This is a genomic window from Bartonella sp. MR168JLCBS (genome assembly GCF_042194175.1).
The window spans coordinates 1-883 of record NZ_JBHIMP010000232.1 but is presented as its reverse complement, the minus strand read 5'-3'; the positions used below and the strand labels follow the sequence as shown (position 1 = coordinate 883).

At 31.8% G+C, this 883-nt stretch carries 1 protein-coding gene; it reads left to right on the top strand.

The annotated features are described in order from the left end of the window. Window positions 1-58: 58 nt before the first annotated feature. Window positions 59-208 (top strand): autotransporter outer membrane beta-barrel domain-containing protein, encoded by a 150-nt coding sequence (locus tag ACFIK8_RS10565; protein WP_240532093.1) that lies wholly within the window; start codon window positions 59-61, stop codon window positions 206-208. The last annotated feature ends 675 nt before the right edge of the window (window positions 209-883 follow it).

Below are 883 nucleotides of genomic sequence, written 5' to 3'. Positions count from 1 at the left end.
GGGAGATATCACCAATGCTATGGCAAAACAAAAAAATTGACAAATGCGAAGATGCTAAATGTCTCTGCTATTTGGCAAACAATTTGCAACCGGTTTTGAAGGCGTGACACTTGAACCTCAAGCACAACTTGTCTACCAACATTTAATGTTTGATACTCTTGCAGATACCGATGGTTTTAAAGTTAATATGAACAATCCCCATCAATAGTTAATCCGTATATTGGTGAGCATTTGACCAAAACCGTTATAACCGCTAAAAACGGTCGTTCTATTTCCTTCTATGAAAAAGTGAATGCAATCAAAATTTTTAGCGATGGTGAAGCATATATATTGATAAGAATTATCAACATGACATAGGATCTTCAATTGAAAGCGGACTTAACATCAGTGTCCAATTATCTTAGAATTTCTTACTTCATAGTGATGTTAGTTATCAACAAAATTTAAAAAACTGGTATAACTGGAGCGAATTTTTCAGGCGGAATGCACTATCAGTTTTAAGACAAGCCTGTAAAAGTAAACGTACTTTCATGCTGTTTGCTTTAATATGAAAGGCAGCGTAATATGTCGGTGTCGCCTTTTAGTATTAAAATTATCTTTCTTTATTAAAAAGAAGTTTTCTCTCTTTTTTATGATCGAAAATAACCAAAAACATTTGAACAATTGCCATTTGCGATTACAAGATTCTTAAAAAAATCCATCTATCTTTCAAAGAATTACGCTCACCATTTGTGAATAAATCAACTTAAAAAATATAACGAAGAGAAAACAAGCTAAAGACAACAAAAAGAGAATATATGCTATAAAAAATCAGAATTATTTCCATGAAATACAGTGCCTCTAATAACATATTGTTATTCTTACAAGCCTCACACTCAAAATT

Excerpts from the sequence above, each read along its gene's own strand:
- ACFIK8_RS10565 (WP_240532093.1), top strand. The coding sequence starts at position 59 with ATGTCTCTGCTATTTGGCAAACAATTTGCAACCGGTTTTGAAGGCGTG.